At 74.3% G+C, this 19,240-nt stretch carries 19 protein-coding genes and 1 riboswitch; of the genes, 9 read left to right on the plus strand and 10 right to left on the minus strand.

The features are described from left to right. Positions 1-55: 55 nt before the first annotated feature. Complete coding sequence (gene paaK, locus QPK52_RS23880) at positions 56-1,414, minus strand: phenylacetate--CoA ligase PaaK (RefSeq protein ID WP_410539521.1); 1,359 nt, start codon at positions 1,412-1,414, stop codon at positions 56-58. Then, the gene (paaI, locus tag QPK52_RS23885; RefSeq protein ID WP_410539522.1) at positions 1,411-1,872 is read right to left on the minus strand and encodes a hydroxyphenylacetyl-CoA thioesterase PaaI; all 462 of its coding nucleotides are present in this window, start codon (positions 1,870-1,872) and stop codon (positions 1,411-1,413) included. Before paaI ends, paaK begins: the two co-directional genes overlap by 4 nt. Positions 1,873-2,186: 314 nt before the next feature. Here paaI and QPK52_RS23890 point away from each other — a divergent pair, with 314 nt between their 5' ends. The 3 genes from QPK52_RS23890 (at position 2,187) to QPK52_RS23900 (ending at position 6,622) form a co-directional block, all read left to right on the plus strand. Then, positions 2,187-3,044 carry a 3-hydroxyacyl-CoA dehydrogenase family protein gene (locus QPK52_RS23890; protein ID WP_410539523.1) on the plus strand — a complete coding sequence of 286 codons (858 nt, stop codon included), beginning with the start codon at positions 2,187-2,189 and terminating at the stop codon, positions 3,042-3,044. Between the two features lie 150 nt (positions 3,045-3,194). Next, positions 3,195-5,168 carry a hypothetical protein gene (locus QPK52_RS23895; RefSeq protein WP_410539524.1) on the plus strand — a complete coding sequence of 658 codons (1,974 nt, stop codon included), beginning with the start codon at positions 3,195-3,197 and terminating at the stop codon, positions 5,166-5,168. 5 nt (positions 5,169-5,173) lie between these two features. After that, the gene (locus tag QPK52_RS23900) at positions 5,174-6,622 is read left to right on the plus strand and encodes a branched-chain amino acid ABC transporter substrate-binding protein (RefSeq protein WP_410539525.1); all 1,449 of its coding nucleotides are present in this window, start codon (positions 5,174-5,176) and stop codon (positions 6,620-6,622) included. A gap of 60 nt (positions 6,623-6,682) precedes the next feature. Here the strand turns inward: QPK52_RS23900 and QPK52_RS23905 are convergent, their stop codons facing one another. From QPK52_RS23905 to QPK52_RS23920, 4 genes are all read right to left on the minus strand, one after another. Then, positions 6,683-7,084, minus strand: a complete 402-nt coding sequence (locus QPK52_RS23905; RefSeq protein ID WP_410539526.1) for an OsmC family protein — start codon at positions 7,082-7,084, stop codon at positions 6,683-6,685. Between the two features lie 139 nt (positions 7,085-7,223). Next, complete coding sequence (locus QPK52_RS23910) at positions 7,224-7,634, minus strand: SRPBCC family protein (RefSeq protein WP_410539527.1); 411 nt, start codon at positions 7,632-7,634, stop codon at positions 7,224-7,226. Positions 7,635-7,735: 101 nt separating this feature from the next. Next, complete coding sequence (locus QPK52_RS23915) at positions 7,736-9,082, minus strand: 6-phospho-beta-glucosidase (protein ID WP_410539528.1); 1,347 nt, start codon at positions 9,080-9,082, stop codon at positions 7,736-7,738. A gap of 124 nt (positions 9,083-9,206) precedes the next feature. Then, on the minus strand, positions 9,207-9,443 hold the full coding sequence (locus tag QPK52_RS23920; protein WP_093656373.1) for a hypothetical protein: 237 nt from the start codon (positions 9,441-9,443) through the stop codon (positions 9,207-9,209). A 286-nt stretch (positions 9,444-9,729) separates the two neighbouring features. Here QPK52_RS23920 and QPK52_RS23925 point away from each other — a divergent pair, with 286 nt between their 5' ends. The 4 genes from QPK52_RS23925 (at position 9,730) to QPK52_RS23940 (ending at position 14,238) form a co-directional block, all read left to right on the plus strand. After that, entirely contained in the window at positions 9,730-11,109 is a 1,380-nt protein-coding gene (locus QPK52_RS23925) for an MFS transporter (protein WP_410539529.1), read from the plus strand. 102 nt (positions 11,110-11,211) lie between these two features. Continuing rightward, positions 11,212-12,438, plus strand: a complete 1,227-nt coding sequence (locus tag QPK52_RS23930) for an anhydro-N-acetylmuramic acid kinase (RefSeq protein ID WP_410539530.1) — start codon at positions 11,212-11,214, stop codon at positions 12,436-12,438. Between the two features lie 12 nt (positions 12,439-12,450). After that, positions 12,451-12,903 carry an RrF2 family transcriptional regulator gene (locus QPK52_RS23935; RefSeq protein WP_410539531.1) on the plus strand — a complete coding sequence of 151 codons (453 nt, stop codon included), beginning with the start codon at positions 12,451-12,453 and terminating at the stop codon, positions 12,901-12,903. A gap of 144 nt (positions 12,904-13,047) precedes the next feature. Further along, entirely contained in the window at positions 13,048-14,238 is a 1,191-nt protein-coding gene (locus QPK52_RS23940; RefSeq protein ID WP_410539532.1) for a globin domain-containing protein, read from the plus strand. Between the two features lie 42 nt (positions 14,239-14,280). Here the strand turns inward: QPK52_RS23940 and QPK52_RS23945 are convergent, their stop codons facing one another. From QPK52_RS23945 to QPK52_RS23955, 3 genes are all read right to left on the minus strand, one after another. Then, complete coding sequence (locus QPK52_RS23945; RefSeq protein ID WP_410539533.1) at positions 14,281-14,934, minus strand: phosphoribosyltransferase; 654 nt, start codon at positions 14,932-14,934, stop codon at positions 14,281-14,283. Between the two features lie 85 nt (positions 14,935-15,019). Then, positions 15,020-15,682, minus strand: a complete 663-nt coding sequence (locus tag QPK52_RS23950; protein ID WP_218158244.1) for a dienelactone hydrolase family protein — start codon at positions 15,680-15,682, stop codon at positions 15,020-15,022. 95 nt (positions 15,683-15,777) lie between these two features. Next, the gene (locus QPK52_RS23955) at positions 15,778-17,100 is read right to left on the minus strand and encodes an endonuclease Q family protein (RefSeq protein WP_410539534.1); all 1,323 of its coding nucleotides are present in this window, start codon (positions 17,098-17,100) and stop codon (positions 15,778-15,780) included. Positions 17,101-17,184: 84 nt separating this feature from the next. Continuing rightward, positions 17,185-17,248: riboswitch (guanidine-III (ykkC-III) riboswitch) on the plus strand. Positions 17,249-17,288: 40 nt separating this feature from the next. Here QPK52_RS23955 and QPK52_RS23960 point away from each other — a divergent pair. Continuing rightward, positions 17,289-17,603: a DMT family transporter gene (locus tag QPK52_RS23960; RefSeq protein WP_093656359.1), complete on the plus strand. Its 315-nt coding sequence runs from the start codon at positions 17,289-17,291 to the stop codon at positions 17,601-17,603. Between the two features lie 58 nt (positions 17,604-17,661). Here QPK52_RS23960 and QPK52_RS23965 read toward each other — a convergent pair whose 3' ends face one another. After that, positions 17,662-17,850: a hypothetical protein gene (locus QPK52_RS23965; protein ID WP_410539535.1), complete on the minus strand. Its 189-nt coding sequence runs from the start codon at positions 17,848-17,850 to the stop codon at positions 17,662-17,664. Positions 17,851-18,104: 254 nt separating this feature from the next. Here QPK52_RS23965 and QPK52_RS23970 point away from each other — a divergent pair, with 254 nt between their 5' ends. Next, positions 18,105-19,214, plus strand: a complete 1,110-nt coding sequence (locus tag QPK52_RS23970; protein WP_093656355.1) for an LLM class flavin-dependent oxidoreductase — start codon at positions 18,105-18,107, stop codon at positions 19,212-19,214. The last annotated feature ends 26 nt before the right edge of the window (positions 19,215-19,240 follow it).

Here is a 19,240-nt window from a genome sequence, read left to right on the forward strand (position 1 = left end):
GCCGACCGGGTGCCCGGCCGGCCGCCCCCGGACCGCGGTCCGGAACGCCGCCGGATCAGCCCTCGCGGGCGTCGACGACGCGGCGGATCTTGCCCACCGAGCGTTCCAGGGTCTCCGGATCGACGACATCGACGTCGACGGTGATGCCGACACCGTCCTTGACGTCCCGGGCGATGGCCGCCGCGGCGGCCGCGCGCTGCCCGGGCCCGGTGCCCGGGCGGGCCTCGACGCGCACGGTCATGTGGTCCATCCGGCCCCGGCGGGTGAGCCGTATCTGGAAGTGCGGGGCGACACCGGGGACCCGCAGCAGGATCTCCTCGATCTGGGTGGGGAAGACGTTGACCCCGCGCAGGATGATCATGTCGTCGCAGCGCCCGGTGACCTTCTCCATGCGGCGGAAGGCGGGGCGCGCGGTGCCCGGCAGCAGCCGCGTCAGGTCACGGGTGCGGTAGCGGACGACCGGCAGGGCCTGCTTGGTCAGCGAGGTGAACACCAGCTCGCCCTCCTCCCCGTCGGGCAGCACCTCGCCGGTGACCGGGTCCACGATCTCCGGGTAGAAGTGGTCCTCCCAGATGTGCAGTCCGTCCTTGGTCTCCACGCACTCCTGCGCGACGCCGGGGCCCATCACCTCCGACAGCCCGTAGATGTCCACCGCGTGCAGCCCGGCGCGCTCCTCGATCTCACGGCGCATCCCCTCCGTCCACGGCTCGGCGCCGAAGATCCCGACCTCCAGGGAGGAGTCGCGCGGGTCGACGCCCTGGCGCTCGAACTCGTCGAGGAGGGCGAGCATGTAGGAGGGCGTGACCATGATGATCTCGGGTCGGAGGTCCTGGATCAGCCGCACCTGGCGGGCCGTCATCCCGCCGGAGGCCGGGATGACGGTGCAGCCCGCCCGCTCGGCCCCGTAGTGCGCGCCGAGCCCGCCGGTGAACAGGCCGTAGCCGTAGGCGATGTGCACCTTGTGCCCGGGACGGCCGCCGGCGGCCCGGATGGAGCGGGCGACGACGTCCGCCCACACCTCCAGGTCGCCCTCGGTGTAGCCGACCACGGTGGGACGTCCGGTGGTGCCGCTGGAGGCGTGCAGCCGGCGCACCCGCGACATCGGGACGGCGAACATGCCGTAGGGGTAGGTGTCGCGCAGATCGGCCTTGGTGGTGAAGGGGAAGCGCGCGAGATCCGCCAGGGAGCGGCAGTCCTCCGGGGTGACGCCCGCCTCCTGGAAGGCGCGCCGGTAGTGCTCCACGTTCTCGTAGGCGTGCCGCAGGGTGGAGCGGAGCCGGTCGAGCTGGAGGGCCCGCAGCTCGTCGCGGTCCATCCGCTCGGCCGCGTCCAGCGCGGCGAGGGCGGGCGCCCGGCCCGGCCGCGGGGCCGGGGCGAGGGCCGGGGGCGCGGTATCGGCCGGTCCGCCGCTCATGACGCCTCCTTCCCCGCCGGGGTGCCGCGTTCCCCCGTGCCGCGTTCGCCGACGGTGCGGCTGCGTCCGCGGAACTCGGCGATCACCCGGCCGTCCGCGTCCCGCAGGACGGTCACGTCGTAGACGCCGCTGCGGCCGGAGCGGGTGCGCTCCTCGGCGACGGCCAGCAGCACGTCGCCCTCGTGGGCGGGAGCGGTGAAGACGACGTCCGCGCCGGCCGCCACCGTCACCGGACCGTGGCTGTTGCAGGCGCAGGCGAACGCGGTGTCGGCGAGCGTGAACAGATAGCCGCCGTGGGCGACGCCGTGGCCGTTGACCATGTCCGCGGTCACCGTCATCCGCACCGCCGCCGAGCCGTCCCCGGCCCGGAGCAGCTCCATGCCCAGGCCCCGGGAGGCGCGGTCGGCGGCGAACATCCGCTGGGCGGGGCCCTGTCCGGTCTCCGTGAGCTGTGTCATCCGCCTCCACCACTTCAGTCATGGGCCGTCGCGGGCCGTCGTAGGCCGCCAGGGGACACCGCGGGGCACCGTGGCCCGCCCGCGGCCCTTGAGCCCGACCGACCATTCGGTTAGCTTTGCGGCGACGCCAGGTAAACCGACACCCGGACCGCCTGTCAAGGGACGGGACGCCCGCCGGTACGGTCGCCCTGTTCCCGGCGTGCGTCCCGGCGCGGGTACGGCGCGTGTACACGCACGGACGGGCGCGGGACGGCAGGACGCGGCGGGCACGGCAGCGGACGCGACGGCAGAAGCGACAGACACGAGGAGAACTCATGGCAGCGGCACCGGGAACCGTCGGCGTGGTGGGCGGCGGGCGGATGGGCGCGGGCATCGCGCAGTCCTTCGCGACGGCCGGTTCGGCGGTGGTCGTCGTGGAGAGCGGGAAGGAGGCCGCCGCGGCGGCCCTGGAGCGCGTCGCCACCGGCCTGCGCCGGGCCGCCGAGCGCGGCAGGCTGGAGGAGCCGGCCGAGCGGGTCCTGGCGCGCGTCACCGCCGTCACCGCCGTGGACGACCTGCCCGCCGGCGCCGATCTGGTCGTCGAGGCCGTCCCGGAGGACCCGGCTCTCAAGGCCCGGCTGCTCGCCGCCGCGGAGAAGGCCGTGGGCGAGGCGGCGGTGCTGGCCACCAACACCAGTTCCCTGTCCGTCACCGAGCTCGGCACCGCGCTGGCCCGCCCCGAGCGGTTCCTGGGCATGCACTTCTTCAACCCCGTGCCCGCCTCCGCCCTGGTGGAGCTGGTCGTGGCCGGGCGGACCGCGGACGACACCGTGCGGACGGCCCTGGAGTGGGTCCGCGCCCTGGGCAAGAAGGACGTCGTCGTCAGGGACTCGCCCGGCTTCGCCAGCAGCCGGCTGGGCGTGGCCCTCGGCCTGGAGGCGATCCGGATGGTGGAGGAGGGCGTCGCCGAACCCGAGGCCATCGACGCCGCCATGAGCCTGGGCTACAAGCACCCGATGGGCCCGCTGCGGCTGACCGACCTCGTCGGCCTCGACGTGCGCCTGGCCATCGCCGAGTACCTCCACGACACCCTGGGCGAGCGCTTCGCCCCGCCGGAGCTGCTGCGGGAGAAGGTCGCCCGCGGCGAGCTGGGCCGCAAGACCGGCCGGGGCTTCTACACCTGGGAGGACTGACGCCCGCCCGCCGGGCCCGGTGCCCGCCGCGGAAGGCGGCGGGCACCGCGCTTCCCGCAGCGGACGGTCGCTTCCCGCTGTCGCCCGTGCACCGAAGGTGGCATCCTCCTGTGTGCCGACGGTTGGTTGTCACGGGGGAGGGCCGGTCGGATGGAGGATTCCGGGGCGGGAATGGGCATGCGGGGGCGCAGCGGCATCCTGGCCCTCGTCGCCGAGTGCCTGGACCAGCCCCCCGGTACGGAGCGGCCGGTGACGATGCTGGTCGGCCCGCGGGGGAGCGGGGCCAGCGAGGCGCACAGCGCCGTCATGAGCCGCTTCGGGGCGGAATACCCCTTCGCCTACCTCAACTTCGCCGCCGACCAGGCACTGCTGCCCCGCTACGCCCTGGCCCTGATCGCCCGGCAGCTGGAACGCAGGCTGCCGCAGTACCGCGTCTCGCGCTTCCCCCGGCTCACCCTCGGGTTGCTCGCCTCGGACCGCGAGCTGCGGATGCCAGACCGCTCGCAGGGGCGGCGCGCCGTCCAGCGGCAGCTCGAGGATTTCCGGCGGCAGACCGAGGACCGGTACGGCGACTACCTCTCCGCCTTCCTGGAGGTCGCCGGGAGTGCGCTGGGCGCGCCCAACGGCGCCCCCGCGGTGGTCGCCGCCCTCCTGCGGGACGCCACTTCGCGCGGTGGGCGCAGACTGCCGGGACGGGTCTTCGCCGGCGCCCCGCAGTGGTTCGGCGACCACCCGCTGGTGCCCTCCCGGGACCCCTGGGACGCCCTGCTGGAACTCAACATGTGGCGGCACAGCGGCACCGAGCAGGAGAAGCGGATCCTCGACCGCGTCCTGTTCGCCGCGTTCCTCGACGACCTCCGCCACGACACCACCCGCTGGTTCGCCCCCGGCTCCTATCTGCTGCTGCTCGACAACTGCCACACCGACCAGGGGCGGCTGTTCCTGGAACTGCTCACCGGCGCCCGCCGCGACGCCGCCCTGAGCGGGGCCGTCTGCGACCCCCTGACGGTGGTGGGCAGCTCCAACCGCTGGCTGGAGAACTGGGGCTCGTCCGCCGGGGACCAGTGGCCCTGGCGACTGCGCGGCCCCGACCGGGCCTGTCTCGGCGACTGGCGCGAGCGCCGTCCGGCCCACGACAGCGACGACTCCTGGTGGTATCCGCTGCGGCTGCGGGACCTGACGCTCGACGAGGTGCGCACCGGCATCGAGCTGGCCTCGCCCCGCCACTCCGGTCTCGCCCCCTTCGTGTACCGGCTGACGCGCGGCCTGCCGGTGGCGGTACGGCAGGTGATGGACGTCCTGGACCTGGCCAACACGCCCCGCCGGGGCAGCGGCGAGTTCGACCTGTGGCTGCGCTCCCTGCCCGGCCGGAGGATGCGCCGCGCACCGCACGACACCCTGGCCGACGCGGCGCTCGACCACCTCCTGGAGGACTTCCCGCAGGCCCAGCGCGACGCGCTGGTGAGGTGCGCGGCGGCCCGCGACCTGTCCATGGGCAGCAGGATCCTCGGCGCGGTGACCCCGGGCGGCACCAACGAGTCGCTGTTCAACGAGGTGCGCTCGCGCTGGCTGCTGGAACCCGGGCGCACGCAGCCGCGCCTGCACCCGTGGCTGCGCAGGCTGCTGCTGTGGCGACTGGCCGCCGACCCCGGCGAGTGGGACACCGTCCACGAGCTGATGGGCGACCACTTCGAGGCGGAGGGCCGGCCGGAGGAGGCGATGTACCACCGGCTGGCGGCGCACCGCGTCGAGGACGTGGTGGCCCATCTGGCCGACCGGTTCCGCGAGTTGAGCGCCGCGCGCTGGATCCGGCTGTTCAACGCGGTCACCTCCGCGCCCAACCGGCTGCCCGCCGACCGTTCACCGCTGGAACTGCTGGGGGACCTCGCGCCCGAGGCGCCCGCCCAATCGATCACCGACGTCTCGGTGATCCGGGGGCTGGTCTGCGCCCGCTGGCTGTGGAGCGATCCGCTCGGCGACCCCGGGCTGCGGCTGAACAGCGTGATCGCGGCCAAGTACGACCGGCTGTCCGAACTGAGGGGGAGTGACATCGTGGCTCTGTACGACGAGGCCGACCGCTACCGGCACTGGCGCCACCCGCTGACGCTCACGGACGAGGGATGACGGGCGTGGCCGGACGCCGGATCTCCCTGCTGACCGTCAAACGCGCCGCCACCGCCGCCGTGGCGCTGGCCGTCCTGGCGGGCGTGTCGCTGTACGTCCACGACTGGTACGTCCACCGCGACGACCGGTGCGCGCAGGGCGTGACGAGGATGGAGGAGCCGAGACCGGAGTGCGTCGGGGTCACCGACGGCTCGTACGTCTTCGCGGAGCACCTGTCCCCGGTGACCGGGAGGATCGAACGGGCGAACCGGGAGGTCACCGAGGGAAGGGAAGAGTACGTCACCGTGGCGTACATGACCTCCATCACGGTGGACGAGGACGACAGCAACCCCGAGGAGTCGGTGCGGCACGAGCTCCAGGGCGCCTATCTGGCGCAGCAGCGGCACAACGAGCGGTCCACCCCGAAGATCAGGCTGCTGATCGCCAACACGGGCAGCGGCTCCGCGCACTGGCGGCACACCGTCGACCAGCTGATCGGGCTCAGGGACGGCGGCGAACCGCTGGTGGCGGTCACCGGTCTGGGCCCGAGCACGGACCGCAACCTGGCCGCCCTCAAGAGGCTGTCCGCCGGAGGCCTGGCGACGGTGGCCAGCACGATGACCGCCACCGGTGTCGGCGGCGTGGAGGGCTTCGTCCGCGTCGCCCCCACCAACGTCGACGAGGCCAGGGCGGCGGCCCGGTACCTCAGGCAGAAGAAGATCCGCACGGCCATGGTGGTCCAGGACGTGGCGGAGGGGAATCTGTACGCCGACACCCTGGGCGACGCCTTCACCGAGGAGTTCCCCCGGGGCGGGAAGGAGCACAGGCTGGTCGCCGACCGCAAGCAGTTCGACTCCTCCCTGGAGGACAGCTGGAAGAACGAACTGCAGATCCTGTCGAACCAGCTCTGCTTCCACCGGCCCGAGGCCGTCTACTTCGCAGGCAGGGGGCGGCACCTCACCCACTTCCTCGACGCCCTGGCCGAACGGTTCTGCACCGAGTGGGACTTCATCGTGGTGACCGGCGACGACACCACCAACCTCACCGACGAGCAGGTCAGAAGGGCGACCGACAGCGGGGTGCAGGTCTTCTACACCGGGCTGGCCCACCCGGAGATGTGGAAGGACGAACCCGACGGCGCGCCCAGAGCGGTGCAGGCGGCCTTCCAGAAGGGGGGAGTGCTGGAGCAGTGGTTCGGCAGGGAGCGGCACGTCGACGGCCAGGCGATGATGGCGCACGACGCGGTGCTGACCGCGGCCCGGGGCGCGCAGATGGCGAGCAGGGGGACGCGTGTCACCGGCCGGTCGGTCGGCCGGATGTTCCAGCTCATGGAGGACAGCGCCCAGGTGCGCGGGGCGAGCGGCACGCTGACGTTCGAGGAGGACGGTGACGCGCACGACAAGGCGGTGCCGATCCTGAAGCTCGCGCCCAACGGCGACCCGGTCTTCGTCACGGTCCTCCCGCCCCGCGGCTGAGGCGCGGGGCGGGAACGGGGAGACCCGGGCCCCGCGTCTGCGGGGCCCGGGGCCTGCTTCTCAGGCCGGAGGAGGATCCAGCTGGTCGCTGATCGGGCAGATGCGCAGGGCCTGCTCGATGACGCGACTGCGCCGTTCCCCTTCGGCGGAGGGCAGCGAGACGTCGGCGGTGGCGTCGAAGCGGTAGTGCTGGGCGCCGCCGTTGCTGAGCCGGACGCGGGCGGTCACCTCGCTGCCGGAGGGGTCCACGCCGGTCTCGGTGGCCGCGATGACCAGCGCCTGGTGCAGACAGGTGGCCAGCGCGGCCGCGTACAGCTGCTCGGGGTCGTACCCGTGTCCGCTGCCGCCCAGCTCGCCGGGGGCGCCGACCGGGAGGCCGGCCCTCCCGGAGATGTCCACCCGGCCGGTTCCGTGCAGGGAGCGGGCCTGGGCGGTGTACAGATCCTGTTGGGTTGGGGCCATGGGGGAGATCTACCCGTGCGTTCCGGCGGGAGGCGCCTCCGAACGCGTGACGCCTCGAAGGCGCCCCGCCCGGCTTCGCGCGCCCCCGCACCGGCCCCTGCGCCTGTCCTCACGCCGGGCCCCGCCTCGGTCCGCGTCCTCAGCCCGCGTCCTCGGCGCGCATCCGCACCTCCTCCTCCAGCCTGTCCAGGCTCCGGTCGAGGGAGGTGTCGATCTCCTCGCGCGAGGGCGCGTGGCTCTCGTCGAAGAAGGACAGGTGCACGGTCACCTCGCTGGCGCCGCTGCCGATGCCCGCCACCTGGAGCCAGCCGGCGTACGCGCCCTCGTCGCGCGTACCCCACTCCGCCCGGAGCTGGTCGGGCCGGGTGCGGAACAGGGCCCGGATGTCGTGCCCGGTGCGGTCCTCGCGCACGGTCACGGCCGGGGGGTCCTCCACATGGGCGTGGAGGTCCGACGGAAGCCAGCGGTCCAGCCGCTCCAGGTCGCTGACCTGGTCGAAGACCAGCTCGGGCAGGGCGGGCATGGTGCGGGAACGCTCGTACTCGCTCACCGGATCTCGCTTTCGGGTCGTACGACATCGGACCCGGCACTGCGTACCCCCATCAGGGCCGGGCATCCCCGCATCCCCCGGCCGGACCGCCTCCGGCACGGTCAGCCGAACCCGCCCGCCGCGTCCAGGATCCGCCCGGCGACCCCCACCGAGTCCACCAGCGGGTGCAGCGCCAGCGCCCGCAGCGCCGCCTCGCGCGAACCGGTGAGCGCCGCCTCGATCGCCGCCCGCTCCACGGCCTTGAGCGTGAGCATCAGTCCGAGCTGGTCGGCCGCCACGGCGCCGGCCGCCAGCGGGTGCGCACCGGAGGCGTCGACCAGGCACGGCACCTCGACCACCGCGTCGCCGTCCAGCCCGGGGACGGCGCCGCGGCCGGGGACGTTCAGGATCAGCGTGGTGCGCTCGTCCCGGGCGATCGCCCGCATCAGGGCCAGCGCCACCCGGTCGTAGCCCCCGCCCTCCAGATCGCAGCTGTCGCGTTCCCAGCCGCCGGAGGCCTCGCGGCTCTCGGCCAGATAGGTCTCCTCGCGCTCGCGGCGGGTGCGCTCCCACTCGCCGTACGCCTGCGCGGGGTCGTCCGGCCGCGCCCGCTCGTAGAAGCGGGACTGCTGGCCGTGGAGGAACTCACCGCGTGTTTCCCCGGCCCCGCGGACGGCGGCGACCGCCTCGCGGTTGAAGTAGTAGTAGTGCAGGTACTCGTTGGGCAGTGCGCCGAGGGTCCGCAGCCAGTCGGCGCCGAACAGCCTACCCTCCTCGAAGGAGGCGAGCGCGGCCGGGTCGGCCAGCAGTTCGGGCAGCCGGTCGCGGCCGTCCACCGTGAGGCGGCGCAGCCAGCCCAGGTGGTTCAGGCCCACGTAGTCGTAGCCGGCGCGGTCCGGGTCGGCGCCCAGGGCGCGCGCGGCGCGGCGGCACAGCCCGACGGGCGAGTCGCAGATGCCGATGACGCGTTCGCCCAGGCCGCGCTCGCGCAGGACGGCGGCCATCGCCTCGGTCACCATCCCCGCCGGATTGGTGAAGTTGATGGTCCACGCGCCGGGGGCGACCTCGGCGATCCGCTCGGCGACGCGTACGGCCACCGGCAGGGTGCGCAGGCCGTACAGCACGCCTCCCGCGCCCACCGTCTCCTGCCCCAGCACCCCCTCGGCCAGCGGGATCCGCTCGTCGCGCACCCGGCCGGCCAGGCCCCCGACACGGATGGCGGAGAAGACGAAGTCGGCGCCGCGCAGCGCGTCGTCGAGGTCGGTGGTGGCGCGCAGCGCGGGGGCCGGGCCGGTGTGCCGCCCGCGCTGGTGGGCGAGGACCGCGCCGATCGCGTCCAGCCGGGTGCGGTCGGTGTCGTACAGGACGAGTTCGGTGACGCGGCCGGCCCGGTCCCCGGAGTCCTCCAGCAGCGCCCGGTGCACCAGAGGCACCCGGAACCCGCCGCCGCCCAGCACGGTGAGCCTCATGCCCGGCCACCTCCGGCAGCCGCTCCCGACGCGGTTCGCGGCACGGTCGTCACGACGTCATGTCTCACGCGGCCACGGTCTCACACCGGCCCCGCGCCGGGGTACGGGGCCGCCGTCCGGCCGCTCAGCCGTGGTCGACCAGCGCCACGTGCCCCTGCGTCCGCGCGCAGTGGGCGGAGCAGAAGAACCGCCCGTCCGCCGACTGCGAGCCGTGTCCCAGGATGCGGCACTGGCAGTTCTCGCAGATGGGCGCCATCCGGTGCGCCGCGCACTCCAGACTGTCGAAGACGTGGACGGCGCCCGCCGCGTGCACCTCGAACGCCATCTCGTAGTCGTTGCCGCACACCTCGCACACGCTCATGACATGTGTCCCTTCCGCCGGTCGTCCGCTGGGTGGGTCAGCCGCAAGGATGACGGCGGGCGCCCGGCGTTCCCCCTCGTGACGCGGCGGCCGGGCTCCGACCGGCGCACCGCAACCACCCGCCCGGCCGACGCGCCGGGGTGCCACGGCGCGGGCGGAGTGACGTGCCCGCGACAACAAGGTCCGGTGTCCGGACATCTTCTCCCCGCCGGCGGGGCATGACTGGCCGTGACACCCACGGCAGGGCCCGGCAGGGCGCGCACCGACGGACCGGGAGGGCGGGACGATGACGACGACCGCGAAGGCCGGGGACGCAGGGACCGGAGGCGGAGAGGGCGGGGACGGCAAGGGCGCGCCACCCGCTTCACGGCGCGCCCTGGTGGCGGGGTCGGTCGGCAACTTCATCGAGTGGTACGAGTTCGGGGTCTACGGCTACTTCGCGACGATCATCGCCGCGCAGTTCTTCACCCCCGAGGGCGGAAGCGACATCGAGGCCCTGGTGAAGACCTACGCCTCCTTCGCGCTGGCCTTCTTCTTCCGCCCGGTGGGCGCGGCCCTGTTCGGCCGGATCGGCGACCGGATCGGCCGCCGCCCCACCCTGATCCTGGTGGTCCTGCTGATGACCGCCGCCACGGCGGCCATCGGCCTGCTGCCGACGTACGCCACCGTGGGCGCCGCCGCGCCGTGGCTGCTCACCCTCGTCCGCGTCCTCCAGGGGCTCTCGGCGGGCGGGGAGTTCGGCGGCGCGGTGTCGGTGATGACGGAGTTCGCACCGCCCGGCCGGCGCGGCCTGTACGGGGCCTGGCAGTCGTTCACGGTGGCGCTCGGCCTGCTCGCCGGCGCCGGCCTGGCCGCCCTGCTGGCCACGGTGCTCGGCGAGGGGGACCTCCAGCGGTGGGGCTGGCGGCTGCCGTTCCTGCTGGCGGTGCCGCTGGGGCTGGCCGCACTGTGGCTGCGGCTGAGGCTGGAGGAGACGCCTTCCTTCCGGCGCTCCTCCGGCGCTTTTGCCGGGCACGCACGCGGCGCGGGGGCGGACCTCGCGCCCGCCGCGGCACGCAGGCCGTCCGCCGCCGCGACCTGGCGGGCCATCGGACTGGGGATCGGCCGTCTGATGGGCTGGTCCGCGGCCGGGTACACCTTCCTCGTCGTGATGCCCTCCTACCTCCAGAGCACCCTGGGGGCCTCCTTCCAGCAGGCGCTGCTGGCCACGGTCGTGGCGAACGCGGGCTTCGCGCTGGCCATCCTCCCCGCCGGGGCGCTCAGCGACCGGATCGGACGGCGGGCGGTGATGGTGGCCGGGACGGTCGCGCTGATCGTCCTCGCCTTCCCCCTGCTCAACCTCCTCCAGGACCCGGACGCCTCCTCCGCGGCCAGGGCGGCGGCGGTGTTCACGGCCGGCGCGGCGGTGGGGCTGCTCGCCGGGCCCGGCCCGGCGATGCTCGCCGAGATGTTCCCCACCACCGTCCGCTACACCGGCCTGGGGCTGGCGTACTCGCTGTCCAACGCGGTGTTCTCCGGTTCGGCCGGGCTCATCATCACCGAGCTGATCAAGCGCACCGGCGACGCCGACGTCCCCGCGCTGTACGTGGTGGTCGTCTGCGCGGTGGGCCTGCCGGCGCTGCTCACGCTGCGCGGCGACGACCACCGGCGCGCGCTGCGGGACTGACCGGGTACGGGCGGAGCGGGCGGTACGGATGGAGCGGGCGGTACGGGCGGCACGGGCCGAACGAGCGGAGCGGACGCCGCGGAGGGCGAGGAGGGCACGGGCATGAGGGTGATCGGGCTGATGTCGGGCACGTCCTGCGACGCGATCGACGCGGCGGCCGCCGATCTGGGGATCGAGGGCGACACCGTCGTCCTGACTCCGCTGGGCGACCTGGAGTGCGCCTTCCCCGGCGGGCTGCGCCGCGAACTGCTCGCGGCGCTCCCGCCGTCGTCCACCACCATGGCGGCGGTCTGCCGGCTCGACACCCTCCTCGGACAGGCCCTCGCGGCGGCGGCCGACCGCGCCGACCGCGAACTGTGCGCAGGGGAAGCGGAGTTGGTCGTCTCGCACGGGCAGACCTGCTACCACTGGACGGAGGACGGCCGGGTGCGCGGCACCCTCCAGCTCGGCCAGCCCGCCTGGATCGCCGAACGCACCGGCCGCACGGTCGTCTCCGACCTGCGCCCGCGCGACGTGGCCGCGGGCGGGCAGGGGGCGCCGCTGGTGAGCGCCCTGGACGTGCTGTGGCTGCGCGGCCGGCCGGGGGCGCCCGTCGCCCTCAACCTGGGCGGCATCGCCAACATCACGGTGGCGCACGGGGCGCACGGCCCGCTGGCGTACGACACCGGGCCCGCCAACGTGCTGCTCGACACCGCCGTGCGGGAGCTGACCGGGGGCCGCGCCGACCACGACGCGGACGGAGCGCTGGCCGCCGCGGGCACCGTCTGCCGGCCGCTGCTGGACAGGCTGCTGGCCGAGCCGTACTACGCCCGGCCCGCGCCGAAGACCACCGGCCGGGAACTGTTCAACGCCGCCTATCTGCGCACCGCCCTGGCCGGCTTCGGGCACCTGCCGGCCGAGGACGTGCTGGCCACCCTCACCGAGCTGACGGCCCGCACCGTCGCCGACGCCGTACGGGCGGCCGGCGGCACCGAGGTGATCGCCTCGGGCGGCGGCACCCGCAACCCCGTGCTGCTGGCCCGGCTCGCCCTGGCCCTGGACGGGGTCCCGGTGCGCGTCTCCGACGAACTCGGCCTGCCCTCCGGCGCCAAGGAGGCGTACGCCTTCGCACTGCTGGGCTTCCTCACCGCCCTCGGCCTGCCCGGCACGGTCCCGGCCTGCACCGGCGCGCGCCACGCCCGTGTGCTGGGGTCTGTCACACCGGGCCGCGGCGGGCCGCCGCCGCGGCCCTGGGACGGGCCGGCGCCCGTACGGCTCCGGGTGTCCCGGGGCGTTCCCCGGACCGGACCTTCGCAGGACCCCCAAATCGGCATCGGAAATGCGCATTGATACCGTCATGGCATGCGGCTGACGAAGTTCACCGATCTGGCGCTGCGCGTGGTGATGCGCCTGGCGGTGACGGACGAGGGCGAGGTCCCCACCTCCCGGGAGGTCGCCGAGTCGGTGGCCGCGCCGTACACGCACGTGTCCAAGGTGGTGAGCCGCCTGCAGCACATGGGGGTGCTGGAGGCCCGGCGGGGCAGGGGCGGCGGGCTGGAGCTGACCTCCCGCGGCCGGGAGGCCTCCGTCGGCTGGCTCGTCCGGCGGCTGGAGGGCACCGGTGACGTGGTGGGCTGCGAGGATCCGTCCGCGCCGTGCCCGCTGCGCGGCGCGTGCCGGCTGCGGGCCGCGCTGTACGAGGCCCAGGAGGCGTTCTACGCGGCGCTCGACCCGCTGACGGTGCGCGATCTGGTGGGCGGGCCCGCGGGGCCCGTGGTGCTCCGCCTGCTCACCGGCCCGCCGTCCCCCGCGTAGCCGTCCGGCTCCGGTCCCCTCGGGGGCCGCCGCCCGACCCGACCCCGGCCCTCACCCGGCCGGACCGCGAACCGACCGAGGTGTCGTGGAGTGGTTCCGTGCGCCTCAAAACTCGCATCTGTAGTGCGAATTAAGGAGACAGTGATGCTGTCCGAGAAGTCCACCGCCGTCGTACGCGCCACCCTGCCGGTCATCGGTGCCGCCATCGGCGACATCACCCCGGTCTTCTACCGCAGGATGTTCGCCGCCCACCCCGAGCTGCCGCGCGACCTGTTCAACCGGGGCAACCAGGCCAACGGCACCCAGAGCCGCGCGCTGGCGGGCTCCATCGCCGTCTTCGCCACCATGCTGCTGGAGCACCCGGACCGGCGTCCCGACGCACTGCTGGCCCGTATCGCCCACAAGCACGCCTCCCTGGGCATCACCGCCGACCAGTACACGGTCGTCCACCGCCATCTGTTCGACGCCGTCGCCGAGGTCCTGGGAGAGGCGGTCACCCCCGAGGTGGCCGAGGCGTGGGACGAGGTGTACTGGCTGATGGCCGGGGCCCTGATCGCCATGGAGGCGCGGCTGTACGCCGCGAGCGGCGTCGGAGACGGGGACGTGTGGCGGCCCTGGAAGGTGGTCGGCCGCCTGGAGGAGACCGCCGAGGTGGCGACCTTCATGCTCCGCCCGGCCGACAGCGGCCCCGTGCCGCCCTTCCGGCCGGGGCAGTACGTCTCCGTCCAGGTCACCCTGCCCGACGGGGCACGGCAGATCCGCCAGTACAGCATCTCCTGCGCCCCCGGCGGCGACGACCGCTGGATATCGGTCAAGCGCGTCTGCGGCGACCCGGCCGGCGAGGTCTCCAACTGGCTGCACGAGAACGTCCGCGAGGGTGACGTGCTCACCGTCGGCGCCCCCTTCGGCGACGTGGCGCTGGACGACGGCGACGGCCCGGTCCTGCTCGCCTCGGCGGGCATCGGCTGCACCCCGATGGTCAGCATGCTCGCCCACCTGGCCGCCACCGGCTCACCGCGCCGCGTGACCGTGGTGCACGGAGACCGGACCGAGTCCTCCCACGCCTTCCGTGAGCAGATGGAACTGCTCACCGCCAAGCTGCCCGACGCCGCCCTCCACGTCTGGTACGAGCGTCCCGAGGGCGAGTGGCCGGCCGGGCGCACCGGACTGGTGGACCTGTCGGGCGTCGAGATCCCCGAGGGGGCCCGCGCCTACCTGTGCGGGCCGGTTCCGTTCATGCGCTCGGTGCGCACCCGGCTGCTGGAGCGCGGCGTCCCCGCCTCCCGCATCCACTACGAGTCCTTCGGACCCGACCTGGGCCTCGACGCCGGCTGAGCACACCGGCCGGGCTTCCTCCGGCACGGGCCGCCGCGCCCCTCACCGCGCGGCGGCCGAGGCCCTCAGGGCGGCGACCACCTCCTCGTCGCCCACCTGGTGGAAGTCCTCGTACCACTGCCCGACCCCCTGGAAGGACGGCGGGGTCTCCAGACACACCAGGCGGTCGGCCACCTCCTCCATCGCCGCGGCCGCCTGCACGGAGGAGACCGGAACGGCCAGGACCAGGACCTCCGGCTCCAGGACGCGGGCGGCGTGCAGCGCGGCGCGCGCGGTGACACCGGTGGCCAGCCCGTCGTCGACGACGATCACCGTACGGCCCCGCAGCCTCGGGGCGGGACGGCCGCCGCGGTACAGGTCCTCGCGGCGGCGCAGCTCCGCCCGCTCCCGCTCGACCTGCCCGGCCAGGTCCCCGGCCGTCAGGCCGAGCATCCGCAGGGACTGCTCGTCGAACAGCGGCGGGCCCTCGCCCGCGACGGCCCCGATGCCGAACTCCGGGTTGAACGGCGCGCCGATCTTGCGGGCGACCAGCACGTCCAGCGGCGCGTGCAGTGCGCGGGCGACCTCCTCGCCCACGGGGACGCCGCCCCGGGGGAGCGCCAGGACCAGCGGATCCCTGATCTCTCCGGCGCGCTGGAGGTCCCGCAGCGGCTCGGCGAGCATCCGGCCCGCCTGCGTGCGGTCGTGGAAGCGCATGATCTGTCTCCCTTCGCTTCCCTGCGGTCCCGCCGCGCGGGGGCCGGGCGCCGGTGCGGCAGCGGTACGGCGGCGGCGGGACGGGTCACCGGGGCACCGTCTCCCGGGTCATGCGGACGAACCAGTCGCGGGCCGCGGCGGCGGCCTGGTCGAGGGTGCCGGGCTCCTCGAACAGATGGGTGGCCCCGGGCACCACGTGCACCGTGCACGGGGCCGACAGCCGTGAGGCCGCCTGCTCGTTCAGCCGCAGCACCTCACGGTCCTCGCCGCCGACGATCAGCAGGACGGGCGCGGCGACCCGGTCCAGGGCGCCGCCCGCGAGATCGGGCCTGCCGCCCCGGGAGACCACGGCCCGCACCCGGTCGGGCTGCTCGGCCGCGGCCACCAGGGCCGCGGCGGCGCCCGTACTGGCCCCGAACAGCCCGATCGGCACCCCGGCGGTGTCCGGACGGCCTCCGAGCCAGTCGACCGCCGCCACCAGACGCCGCGCCAGGAGGGGGATGTCGAAGCGGTACTCGGCGGTGACCGTGTCCGTCCGCTCCTCGTCCTCGGTGAGCAGGTCGAACAGCAGCGTTCCCAGCCCGGCGTCCTGCAGGACCCCGGCCACCGCCCGGTTGCGCGGGCTGTGCCGGGAACTGCCGCTGCCGTGGGCGAAGGCCACGACGCCGCGGGCCCCGTCGGGCATGGTGAGGTCCCCGGCCAGGGCGGCTCCTCCGTCGGTCGGGATCCTCAGTGTCTGGGGGAGCATCGGCCACCTCCCGTGCTGTGGGGATCGGTGCGCCGCAGGGGTACCCGTCGGCCCCGGCGGTATGCGTCCGCGAAGGAGCGGTGCGCCACCGCGTGCTACCGGCCCGCCCCGCCCGCCGACGCGGCCTGCTCCCCCCGCCCTCCCGGCCCCTGTTCTTCCCGCCGCTCCCCGGACTCCTCGGGGCCGAACAGCGAGATCGAGCCGAACTCGCCGTCGTAGCCGGGCTCGCGCCGCACCCGGTGGGTGCGCAGCCGCTCGATCGCCTCGGCCGCCTCCGGCTCGCCCGCCTCGCGCACCCGGCGCACCGGCACCTGGAGCAGCAGCGGCAGCTCCGGGCCCAGCGCGGCGGTCAGACCCTCCAGGGCGCGCTCGACGGACTTGGTCTTCGGCCCGACGCCCAGGATCTCGCCCGCGATCTCCGGCAGCGGGACGATCTTCAGGGCCTCGCCGCCGGTGGACGGCCTCCGCCCGGGTGGACGGTCGGCCAGCTCCTCGACCCGGTGGAGCACACCGACGGTCAGCTTCCTGCCGCACACCGGGCACCTGCCGCCGCGCTCCCTGGTCCCGGCCGGCTCCAGCCGCACTCCGCAGGCGCGGTGCCCGTCCAGGTGGTACTTGCCCGCCTCCGGGTACAGGTCCACGGTGCCGGCGTACCCCTCGCCGGTCTCCAGCGCGCGGCGGACCGCGAAGTAGTCCACCTCGGTGTCGAACACGGTGGCGTTGCGGCCCAGGATGGGCGGGGAGTGCGCGTCCGAGTGGCTGACCAGCCGGAGGCGGTCCAGGGAGGAGACCCGCCAGTTCATCTCCGGGTCCGAGGACAGGCCCGTCTCCAGCGCGAAGACGTGACCGGCCAGGTCGCCGTAGCACTCGTCCACGCCGTCGAAGCCGGACTTCGAGCCGAGGACGCCGAACCAGGGCGTCCAGGCGTGCGCCGGAACCAAGTAGGAGCCCTCGCCGCAGGACAGGACGGCCTCCAGCAGATCACGGGAGTCCATCGCCAGGGCGGGCCGCCCGTCCGAGGCGAGGTCGCCGTGCGGGGACAGGGCGCGGGCCAGCCGCTCGGCCGCGTCGAAGCCGGGCGCGTAGCACAGGTGGTGGATCCTGCGGCCCCGGCCGCCGCGCCGGTAGTTGGTGGCGACCTCCACCTGGAGCAGGAAGCGCAGGGGGCCGCGGCAGGCCGGTGGCAGGGTCTCCAGCACCTCGCGGTCGAGGTCGTCCCGCAGCCGGAACAGGCCCGGCTCCGCGGGCACCAGCGACTCGCGCAGCACACCCGCCCACACGGGGTGGAGGAAGTCGCCGGTGCCCAGCACGGTGATCCCTTTGCGCCGCGCCCACCAGGCCAGGTGGGGCAGATCGCTGTTGCGGCTGCACGCCCTGCTGTACCGGGAGTGCACGTGCAGGTCGGCGTAGTAGCGCATGTGTCCACGCGTGCCCGGGAAGCGCGGCGGCATGACGGGGGCGCGGACGGGGTGCGTCCGGGGCGCGGTGCGGGCGGTGTTACGTTGGCCGTGGCGCCCCCGCGCCCCGGACGAGCGCGTCGTACCCGGCAGGACAAGACGGCGCAGGTCATACGCAGCAAGGCAACGTCACCTGCGGAGGTCGCGTCATGGCGTGGGTCGTACTGGTCGTCTCGGGGCTCCTGGAAGCGGTGTGGGCCGCGGCGCTCTCGGCGTCGCAGGGCCTGACCCGGCTCAGGCCCAGTGTGCTGTTCGTCGTCGCCCTCGCCCTGAGCATGGGCGGCCTGGCCTACGCGATGCGCGGCATCCCCATCGGCACCGGGTACGCGGTGTGGGTGGGCATCGGGGCCGTCTGCACGGCGCTGTACGGGATGGCCGCGCTGGGCGATCCCGTCTCCACCGGGCGTGTGCTCTGCCTGGTGCTGATCGTCGCCGGTGTCGTGGGCCTGAAGATCCTGGAGTGAGCGCGGTGGGGCCCGGTCCGCGTGGGCCGGGCCCCACCGCGTCCGGCCGGAGCCGTCCTCAGCGAGGGGTGTCGCCCTCGCCGGAGGTGCCGGAGGTGCCCTTCTCGTGCCCGGTGCGCTCGGTCGTGGCCGGATCGACCCGTCCCTTGGCGGTCTCGCCGGACAGGTGTCGGACGTGCTCCTTGGCGACCTGCCTGAGCCGCTGGTCCTTCTCCTGCCGGTCTTCCTTGCGACGGCGTTTGAACATGGTGCCTCGCTCCCTGCCTCGTACGGGCTGCCCGTGCGGGCCGTACGGGTCGCTTGAGCGGTCGGCGGCGGACCGCCGCCCGTCCGCGGCCCGGCGGCCACCGCGGGTGGGAAGCCCGTTGTGGGGATTCCGGGCTACGCGGTTCCCCCGCCGCGGGTGTCCATGCCTCCTCGGTGGGGAGCGGCAGGAATAGGGAGGGACATCCGCCTGTTCGACAAAGTGATTGAACAATCAACCATTGGGATGTGAGCGCAGTGCAGTTCGGAATCTTCACCGTGGGCGACGTCACCCCGGACCCGACCACGGGCCGGACGCCCACCGAGCACGAGCGCATCAAGGCCATGGTCGCCATCGCGCTCAAGGCCGAGGAGGTGGGCCTGGACGTCTTCGCGACCGGCGAGCACCACAACCCGCCCTTCGTGCCGTCCTCGCCGACGACCATGCTCGGCTGGATCGCCGCCCGCACCGAGCGCCTGATCCTGTCCACCTCCACGACCCTGATCACCACCAACGACCCGGTCAAGATCGCGGAGGACTTCGCGATGCTCCAGCACCTGGCCGACGGGCGCGTGGACGTGATGCTGGGCCGCGGCAACACCGGGCCGGTCTACCCCTGGTTCGGGCAGGACATCCGTCAGGGCATCCCGCTGGCCATCGAGAACTACGCGCTGCTGCACAAGCTGTGGCGCGAGGACGTGGTGGACTGGCAGGGCCGCTTCCGCACCCCCCTGCAGGGCTTCACCTCCACCCCGCGCCCGCTCGACGGCGTCCCGCCGTTCGTCTGGCACGGCTCCATCCGCTCCCCGGAGATCGCCGAGCAGGCCGCCTACTACGGCGACGGCTTCTTCCACAACAACATCTTCTGGAACAAGGAGCACACCCAGCGCATGGTCTCCCTGTACCGGGAGCGCTACGCCCACTACGGCCACGGCACCGCCGAGCAGGCGATCGTCGGCCTCGGCGGCCAGGTGTTCATGCGGCGCAACTCCCAGGACGCCGTCCGCGAGTTCCGCCCCTACTTCGACAACGCGCCCGTCTACGGGCACGGGCCGTCGCTGGAGGACTTCACCGAGCAGACCCCGCTGACGGTGGGCAGCCCGCAGCAGGTCGTCGAGAAGACCCTCGCCTTCCGCGACTACGCCGGCGACTACCAGCGCCAGCTCTTCCTGATGGACCACGCCGGACTGCCGCTGAAGACCGTGCTGGAGCAGATCGACATGCTCGGCGAGGAGGTCGTGCCGGTGCTGCGCGAGGAGTTCGCCGCCAGGCGCCCCGCGCAGGTGCCGGACGCCCCCACGCACGCCTCCCTCGTCGCCCGCCGCGAGGCCGGAGCCGCCGCCGGAGCCCCCGGCGCCACGGCCTGACCCCGACGCCACATCCCACCGGACCC

It is taken from the genome of Streptomyces sp. KL2, from assembly GCF_046529545.1.
In the GTDB taxonomy this organism is placed as follows: Bacteria; Actinomycetota; Actinomycetes; order Streptomycetales; family Streptomycetaceae; genus Streptomyces; species Streptomyces radiopugnans.

Coding starts and splice junctions, on each gene's coding strand:
- paaK (WP_410539521.1), bottom strand. CDS start 1,414: ATGAGCGGCGGACCGGCCGATACCGCGCCCCCGGCCCTCGCCCCGGCC.
- paaI (WP_410539522.1), bottom strand. CDS start 1,872: ATGACACAGCTCACGGAGACCGGACAGGGCCCCGCCCAGCGGATGTTC.
- QPK52_RS23890 (WP_410539523.1), top strand. CDS start 2,187: ATGGCAGCGGCACCGGGAACCGTCGGCGTGGTGGGCGGCGGGCGGATG.
- QPK52_RS23895 (WP_410539524.1), top strand. CDS start 3,195: ATGGAGGATTCCGGGGCGGGAATGGGCATGCGGGGGCGCAGCGGCATC.
- QPK52_RS23905 (WP_410539526.1), bottom strand. CDS start 7,084: ATGGCCCCAACCCAACAGGATCTGTACACCGCCCAGGCCCGCTCCCTG.
- QPK52_RS23915 (WP_410539528.1), bottom strand. CDS start 9,082: ATGAGGCTCACCGTGCTGGGCGGCGGCGGGTTCCGGGTGCCTCTGGTG.
- QPK52_RS23920 (WP_093656373.1), bottom strand. CDS start 9,443: ATGAGCGTGTGCGAGGTGTGCGGCAACGACTACGAGATGGCGTTCGAG.
- QPK52_RS23925 (WP_410539529.1), top strand. CDS start 9,730: ATGACGACGACCGCGAAGGCCGGGGACGCAGGGACCGGAGGCGGAGAG.
- QPK52_RS23930 (WP_410539530.1), top strand. CDS start 11,212: ATGAGGGTGATCGGGCTGATGTCGGGCACGTCCTGCGACGCGATCGAC.
- QPK52_RS23935 (WP_410539531.1), top strand. CDS start 12,451: ATGCGGCTGACGAAGTTCACCGATCTGGCGCTGCGCGTGGTGATGCGC.
- QPK52_RS23940 (WP_410539532.1), top strand. CDS start 13,048: ATGCTGTCCGAGAAGTCCACCGCCGTCGTACGCGCCACCCTGCCGGTC.
- QPK52_RS23945 (WP_410539533.1), bottom strand. CDS start 14,934: ATGCGCTTCCACGACCGCACGCAGGCGGGCCGGATGCTCGCCGAGCCG.
- QPK52_RS23950 (WP_218158244.1), bottom strand. CDS start 15,682: ATGCTCCCCCAGACACTGAGGATCCCGACCGACGGAGGAGCCGCCCTG.
- QPK52_RS23955 (WP_410539534.1), bottom strand. CDS start 17,100: ATGCGCTACTACGCCGACCTGCACGTGCACTCCCGGTACAGCAGGGCG.
- QPK52_RS23960 (WP_093656359.1), top strand. CDS start 17,289: ATGGCGTGGGTCGTACTGGTCGTCTCGGGGCTCCTGGAAGCGGTGTGG.
- QPK52_RS23965 (WP_410539535.1), bottom strand. CDS start 17,850: ATGTTCAAACGCCGTCGCAAGGAAGACCGGCAGGAGAAGGACCAGCGG.